We start from the raw sequence: 205 nt of genomic DNA on the forward strand, positions 1-205 counted from the left end.
CGGTGGCGGTGAACGGCAGGACCTTTACCGGCCTGGTGGTGACCGATGAACACGGGGCGCTGCGCTATGAAGTGGCGGTGAACTCGTCGGTACTGACCGAAGGCAGTAACAATGTGGAAGTGACGGTGACCGGGGTGGATACGGCAGGCAACACCGCGGTGGCGGTGCAGCACACCACGGTGGTGCTGGACACCCAGGCGGCCAA

The 205-nt window shown here is 64.4% G+C and carries 1 protein-coding gene; it reads left to right on the top strand.

What is annotated here, in order from left to right; genetic code table 11:
- Positions 1–8: 8 nt before the first annotated feature.
- Positions 9–205: hypothetical protein (locus OGY04_RS00005; RefSeq protein ID WP_286584500.1), on the top strand; the 197-nt coding region annotated here is incomplete at its 3' end.

This window comes from Citrobacter sp. Cpo091, from assembly GCF_030332645.1.
GTDB lineage: Bacteria > Pseudomonadota > Gammaproteobacteria > Enterobacterales > Enterobacteriaceae > Citrobacter > Citrobacter portucalensis.